Raw genomic sequence first — 6,577 nt, forward strand, 5'->3', positions numbered from 1 at the left:
AAAATACGCACAATATACTAATCTCGAATTATTTTACCTGCCGCCTAGATATACAAGTAATACAGATATATCTGCAGGTGATACTCCGGAAATTCTAGAAGCCTGTCCAATAGAAACCGGACGGAATTCTTTTAATTTTTGAACTGCTTCGATTCTAAGACTCTTCACCTGATCATAATCTATATTTTCTGGTATTTTCTTATTTTCAAGTTTTTTGAACTGTTCTACCTGTTTTTTCTGGCGTTTAATATATCCATCATATTTAATTGATATATTTACCTGCTCAGAGACTTCTTCTGACAAATCTTTTGGAAATTCCGGTCTTGCCTCATCGATTGTAGTAAGTACCTGATAAGTTAATTCCGGTCTTCTGATAAGTTCTGCCAGTGAAATTCCGGAATTTAACGGTGTGCTTTGGTACTGCGCAAGTAAATTCTGAACCTTTTCACTTGTTCCTACATGCACATGCTCCACACGTGATACTTCTTCTTCAATCAGTTTTTCTTTTAATTTTAACCGTTCATATCTATCCTGTGAAATTAATCCGATCTCGTATCCTATCTCCGTCAGTCTTTGATCTGCATTATCTTGTCTTAGAAGTAACCGGTATTCTGCTCTGGATGTCATCATACGATATGGTTCATGACTTTCTTTTGTCACCAGATCATCAATCAAAACGCCAATATATGCCTGAGATCGATCCAGTACAACTGCTTCTTTTTTCTGAAGCTTTCTTGCTGCATTGATACCTGCAATCAATCCCTGGCATGCAGCTTCTTCATAACCGGAACTTCCATTGAACTGTCCTCCGCTAAATAACCCTTCAATCTCTCTGAATTCCAGTGATGGCTTTAACTGTCTTGCATCTATACAATCGTACTCAATTGCATATGCATTTCTTACAATCTTGGCATGTTCCAGACCTGCAACAGATCTATACATATCATACTGGACATCCTCCGGTAAAGAACTGGACATACCTCCGATGTACATTTCATTTGTATCAATTCCTTCAGGCTCTATAAATACCTGATGTCTGTTCTTGTCCGCAAATCTTACTACTTTATCCTCAATAGATGGACAATATCTCGGTCCTGTTCCTTCTATCATTCCGGAATATAATGGAGAACGATCCAGATTATTACGGATAATCTCATGTGTCTTTTCGTTAGTGTAGGTTAACCAGCATGGCACCTGGTCAATCTGAATATCATCCGGATTAGTGGTAAATGAAAATGGTGTGATTCTTTCATCACCATACTGCGCTTCCATTTTATTAAAATCTATAGATCTTTTATCGATTCTTGCCGGAGTTCCTGTCTTAAAACGGTACATGTTAATTCCAAGATTCTTCAGACATTCTGTCAGATGATTTGCAGCCTGCAAACCATTCGGACCGGTTGCATTACTGACTTCACCATATACACATCTCGCACGGAGATATGTTCCGGTACACAATACGACTGCTTTTACTCGATATATACCCCCAGAGAGTATCTGAACACCAATTACTTTTTTCTTCCCACTTTCACAGACTTCTTCAGTCAGGATATTTACCACTTCCGTCTGTCTGACATCCAGATTTTCCTGGTTTTCCAGCACTCTCCTCATTGTTCTGCTGTACTGTTCCTTATCTGCCTGGGCACGCAGTGAATGTACTGCCGGTCCTTTTGATTGATTCAACATCTTTGACTGAATAAATGTCTTATCAATGACCTTGCCCATCTCACCGCCAAGAGCGTCAACTTCTTTGACAAGATGTCCTTTTGAACTTCCTCCAATATTCGGATTACAAGGCATCATGGCAATACTCTCCACGCTGACGGTAAATACTACTGTCTTAAATCCCATTCTTGCAGCCGCCAGAGCTGCCTCACAGCCTGCATGTCCTGCTCCAATTACTGCAATATCATATTCGTCTTTATTTTCCCATACAGAATTTGCTGAATATTTCATTGACCAAATCTTCTCCTATCGTCTCTCCGGTTATACTTCCAAGTTCTTCGTAGGCATCCATCAGATCAATAGAATAAAAATCTTCCGGCATACCCATATCTATGCTTTCTTTTACCTTTTTTAATGCCTCATAAGCATTGTTCAATGCTGTTTTATGTCGCACATTTGTAATATAAATTTCATCGTTAAAAGATATTTTTCCTTCAAAAAACATCTCTTTCAATGTCTGTTCCAATTCACTGATCCCCTGCCCGTTTTTCGCAGATATCTCTATAATTGCAGGAAAAATATCACAACTTTCTAACTGATTAATCTCGGAATATTTCTTCTTTATCTCGTCTTTTCCAAGAATTGTATTAAGATCCGCTTTATTTAACAGAATAATAGCTTTTCTACCATAGATCATACGCATAATATCATCGTCATTCTCATCCAGTGGCGCTGAAGCATCAATGACATACATGATAAGGTCGGCATCCTTTGCATTTTCCTTTGCACGGTCTACACCAATCTTCTCTACCACATCCTCGGTATCACGGATTCCTGCTGTGTCTACGATATTTAATGAGATTCCCTGCAGATTCATATGCTCTTCCAGTACATCTCTCGTTGTTCCGGCAATCTCAGTTACAATTGCACGCTCTTCACCTAATAACACATTTAACAGGGAAGATTTTCCGGCATTTGGCTTTCCTACGATGACTGTCTTAATTCCTTCTTTGATCATTCTTCCATCATCACAAGTGGATAATAAATGTTTCAAGCTCTTCATATGATCTTCCACGACAACTTCAAGCTTCTCGCCATAACCGTCCACACTGATGTGTTCCGGATCGTCTAGTGCTGTCTCGATAAATGCTGTATGATACAGAATTTCTTCACGTATTTTTTGGATCTCTTTTTTTATATTCCCCTTCAACTGGCTGACGGAACTTCGAAGTGCATACTCATTTTTTGAAGAAATGAGATCTCCTACCGCCTCTGCCTGGGACAGATCCATCTTTCCATTTAAAAATGCGCGCTTTGTAAATTCGCCTGGATCTGCAGGTCTTGCGCCATATTTTATCACCGTCTCCAAAATTCTTCGCACAACATACACACCACCATGGCAATTGATTTCCACAGTATCTTCTCCTGTATAGCTGTGCGGTCCACGCATCAGCATCACAAGCACTTCATCAATCGTATCTTCTCCGTCTACAATATACCCGTAGTGAATGGTATGCGTAGGCTGTTTTGACAGCTTTTTTTCATTTTTCCCTTTATATATGCGCTCTGCAATCTCGACAGCTTCTTCTCCACTCATTCTGACAATTCCAATTCCGGAATTACTCATGGCGGTAGATATGGCTGCGATTGTGCCAGACTCATTTCTCATTCTATATCCTCCCTGTTATTTTCACCTGTACACATGATGCCTTACGAACTGCTTCGTGCTGTGCACTCTCGCACTTCTTTACCTCATTAAAGAATGCCTCGGCATTCTTGCTGCGAGGTGTGCTTCATGCAATTGCATGACATACTTCTACTGCGCACCTCTGCAAGTCTACACTCCGTTTCGGTCGGCGCAAAACCATTGTCCACCGGACGATGTGCGCCCTGCCGGAGGCTATATCGTAGAATTATCCTGGCATCATTATTTTATTGTACAAAAAAGCAGAGGTTTTTTAAACCCCTGCTTTGTAATTTTATCTTCTATTTGTCGTATTTCTCGTAATTATGAGAGCCACCGGATCTTCTTGCCAGTGTTACAACGACTTTTCTGTAAGGCTCTTCACCTTCACTGTGTGTAGATACAGCCGGATCAGACTGCAGTGCTGAGTGAATGATTCTTCTCTCATATGGATTCATTGGCTCAAGTGCAACTGTTCTTCTTGTTCTCTTTACCTTGCTTGCAATGTTCTTTGCAAGATTCTCAAGAGTCTCTTTTCTTCTTCTTCTATAATCCTCTGTGTCAAGTTTTACACGAACGTATCCATCCTGCATCTTGTTAGCTACACGATTGGTAAGATACTGAAGAGAATCCAGTGTCTGTCCTCTCTTACCGATCAGGATACCCATGTTCTTACCTTCCATAGTGATGCTCAGTGCACCTTCCTCATCAACTGTAGAAGTAACCTTTACCTCTTCCATATTCATGGCATTCAGAACATCTTCTACAAATTTCTCACAAGCTTCAATTGTAGCCGGCTCAACTTTTGCAAGTTCTGTCTCTTCTCTTACTTCTTTTTTCGGAGCTTTTTTGAAATCTTTCTCTTTCTTATGCTCTTTCTTAAATTCATTCTTAGTCTCAGTTTTTACTGGTTCTTTTTTCTCTGCATGCTCTGTCTTCTCAACTTTTGCTGCCTTCTCGACCTTTACAGGTTTCTCTTCTTTTTTCTCAGCTTTTACTTCGACTACAGGCTCTTCTTTTCTGCGGGCTTTGATAACGGCCTGTTTTCTACCGAATCCAAGGAAACCATCGCTTCCTTTTTCGATAACTTCATAATCAAGACGATCACTTGTTACTTCTAACTGAACTAACGCTTCTGTAATCGCATCATCAAGATTCTTTGCTGTTACAGTAATGTAATCCATGAATATATGCCCCCTTACTTATTCTCATTAAAATTCTTAACCATGTTGGCTTTTGAAGCAAGACTTCCCGGTTTCGCATTTGCTCTTGCTTTTTCGAGTTTTTCTTCTCTTTCTTTATCAGACATAGAAGAACTCTGTGTTGCAGAAGATTTGATGCTCTTTGTATTTGTCTGAGCCATAGCGTTGATCTTCTCTGCTTTTTCGCCACGTTTTTCTTTCTTCTTCTGCGCTTTTTCTTTATTCTTCTCGATCATGTCATCCACTGATATCTTACTGAGATGTTTGTTGATAAATACCTGCTGAACCATACGTACGATTGCACTGACGATCCAGTAGATACCGATACCAGTCGGTAATGTAAATACCATAACCAGTGAGAACAGAGGCATTGTCATATTCATAGTTCTCATTGTTGCTGCTGTCGGGTCATCTTTATCTGCCGGTCTGTTAGAACCATTTACTGCCATAGACAGTTTCATATTCAGATACTGTGTAAATGCAGATAATACCGGAAGTAAAATTGCTGTGATAACCAGCGCTGCCGCTGAATATCCCATTGTCTCTCCGCTTTTTGCCATGCTAAGCATGTTACCCGGAGTGATTGTCATATCCGGAATTGTGAGAAACTTATTTGCCTGAGCTGTAATATTTGGTACGTAATCAGAAATACTGTAAATGACCGGATACAATGCGAACAAAAACGGCATCTGGATCAGTAACGGAAGGCATCCTCCCATCATGGATACGCCATACTTGTCATACACCTGCTGTATCTCTTCCTGCTGTTTCAGCATTGAAGCCTGATCTTTTTTGTTCTTGTACTTTTTCTGGATAGCCATGACTTCCGGCTGTACAACGGCCTGCATCTTAGATGATCTCTGCTGATTAATTGTCATCGGCAGCATCAGGGTATATACAAGAATCGTATACAGGATAATAGATATACCAACCAGACCGGTGTCACTTGGAAGTGCGCCATCTAACATCGTATAGATAAAATTCATGACTTTACCTAATACCCAGCAGATCTGTCCGACAATCGGCCAATTTGCTGCACTTAGTAAACTTCCTACCATCTCTTTTTCCTCCATCGGATTTTGTAATTCTTTTTAAGGAACAGGGTCATATCCTCCTTTTGAAAAAGGATTGCAACGCAAGATTCTCCAGGCAGCAAGAAGGCCTCCCTTAAAGGCCCCGTACTTTTCAATTGCTTCTATCGCATATCTGGAACAGGTCGGATAATACTTACAGGAAGAATATCCCTTTGCTCCTGATAAATACTTTTGATAGAATCTGATGATACCAAGCAGAATCTTTTTCATCACGCAATTACCCCTTATATATATTATGAAGACGTGCCAGGTGGATCAGTGCGCTCTCTATGTCGCGGTAATTCTTACCCTTAGCTGCACCTCTTGCGATAACTACGATATCGCGCCCACTGCTGAACATGTCTTCTTGTAGCCGGTAACTCTCTCGGATCAACCTAGTTAATCGGTGTCTTACGATACTGTTTCCCACTTTTTTACTTACAGATATTCCCAATCGATTACCTTCCGTCTGATTCTCCAGTACATACATGACAAGATACTTGTTCGCATAAGAACTTCCTTTTTTATATACATGTTGAAAATCCTTATGTTTTTTCAATGATTCGGAATATTTCATGCTTTAATCTCCTATTTTTTGAAAGAAGAAAAGGCCACATATATGCGGCCTACGCTGATAATTTCTTTCTTCCTTTTGCTCTTCTTGCTGCAAGTACTTTTCTTCCGCCTGCAGTACTCATTCTTGATCTGAAACCATGTACTTTAGATCTTTGTCTCTTTTTTGGCTGGAATGTCATTTTCATAGATATCCACCTCCTTATATTTTTCCAAGGGTTGCCCCATATTTTTTCTTAAGACATCAGCTTTGATTATATAAAAAAAATCTTGATACGTCAAGCATTACCGATGATTTTCTTTACTTTTTAATTGCTTAAATACATATTTTGATGTAAAATAGATAAAGAGTAGACTTGGGAAGTAGGAGTTTGTTTAAA

7 protein-coding genes are annotated in these 6,577 nt (G+C 39.7%); all 7 read right to left on the minus strand.

Features of this window, described 5'->3' with window-relative positions; all coding sequences use genetic code 11:
- Positions 1-33: 33 nt before the first annotated feature.
- Positions 34-1,956 (minus strand): tRNA uridine-5-carboxymethylaminomethyl(34) synthesis enzyme MnmG, encoded by a 1,923-nt coding sequence (gene mnmG / locus NQ560_RS15550; RefSeq protein ID WP_005334701.1) that lies wholly within the window; start codon positions 1,954-1,956, stop codon positions 34-36.
- On the minus strand, positions 1,922-3,334 hold the full coding sequence (gene mnmE / locus NQ560_RS15555; protein WP_005334699.1) for a tRNA uridine-5-carboxymethylaminomethyl(34) synthesis GTPase MnmE: 1,413 nt from the start codon (positions 3,332-3,334) through the stop codon (positions 1,922-1,924). The genes mnmG and mnmE overlap by 35 nt, the downstream gene beginning before the upstream one ends.
- Before the next feature lie 317 nt (positions 3,335-3,651).
- On the minus strand, positions 3,652-4,533 hold the full coding sequence (jag, locus tag NQ560_RS15560; RefSeq protein ID WP_005334695.1) for an RNA-binding cell elongation regulator Jag/EloR: 882 nt from the start codon (positions 4,531-4,533) through the stop codon (positions 3,652-3,654).
- A 14-nt stretch (positions 4,534-4,547) separates the two neighbouring features.
- On the minus strand, positions 4,548-5,609 hold the full coding sequence (locus tag NQ560_RS15565) for a YidC/Oxa1 family membrane protein insertase (protein ID WP_040015605.1): 1,062 nt from the start codon (positions 5,607-5,609) through the stop codon (positions 4,548-4,550).
- Between the two features lie 33 nt (positions 5,610-5,642).
- Complete coding sequence (yidD, locus tag NQ560_RS15570) at positions 5,643-5,855, minus strand: membrane protein insertion efficiency factor YidD (RefSeq protein WP_029731685.1); 213 nt, start codon at positions 5,853-5,855, stop codon at positions 5,643-5,645.
- Positions 5,856-5,862: 7 nt separating this feature from the next.
- A complete protein-coding gene (gene rnpA, locus NQ560_RS15575) occupies positions 5,863-6,201 on the minus strand; it encodes a ribonuclease P protein component (RefSeq protein ID WP_005334689.1) in 339 nt (112 codons plus the stop codon).
- Between the two features lie 49 nt (positions 6,202-6,250).
- Positions 6,251-6,385 carry a 50S ribosomal protein L34 gene (gene rpmH, locus NQ560_RS15580; RefSeq protein WP_005334681.1) on the minus strand — a complete coding sequence of 45 codons (135 nt, stop codon included), beginning with the start codon at positions 6,383-6,385 and terminating at the stop codon, positions 6,251-6,253.
- Positions 6,386-6,577: the final 192 nt, after the last annotated feature.

It is taken from the genome of Dorea formicigenerans, from assembly GCF_025150245.1.
Classification (GTDB): domain Bacteria; phylum Bacillota; class Clostridia; order Lachnospirales; family Lachnospiraceae; genus Dorea; species Dorea formicigenerans.

Excerpts from the sequence above, each read along its gene's own strand:
- mnmG (WP_005334701.1), bottom strand. The coding sequence starts at position 1,956 with ATGAAATATTCAGCAAATTCTGTATGGGAAAATAAAGACGAATATGAT.
- yidD (WP_029731685.1), bottom strand. The coding sequence starts at position 5,855 with ATGAAAAAGATTCTGCTTGGTATCATCAGATTCTATCAAAAGTATTTA.
- rnpA (WP_005334689.1), bottom strand. The coding sequence starts at position 6,201 with ATGAAATATTCCGAATCATTGAAAAAACATAAGGATTTTCAACATGTA.
- mnmE (WP_005334699.1), bottom strand. The coding sequence starts at position 3,334 with ATGAGAAATGAGTCTGGCACAATCGCAGCCATATCTACCGCCATGAGT.
- NQ560_RS15565 (WP_040015605.1), bottom strand. The coding sequence starts at position 5,609 with ATGGTAGGAAGTTTACTAAGTGCAGCAAATTGGCCGATTGTCGGACAG.
- jag (WP_005334695.1), bottom strand. The coding sequence starts at position 4,533 with ATGGATTACATTACTGTAACAGCAAAGAATCTTGATGATGCGATTACA.
- rpmH (WP_005334681.1), bottom strand. The coding sequence starts at position 6,385 with ATGAAAATGACATTCCAGCCAAAAAAGAGACAAAGATCTAAAGTACAT.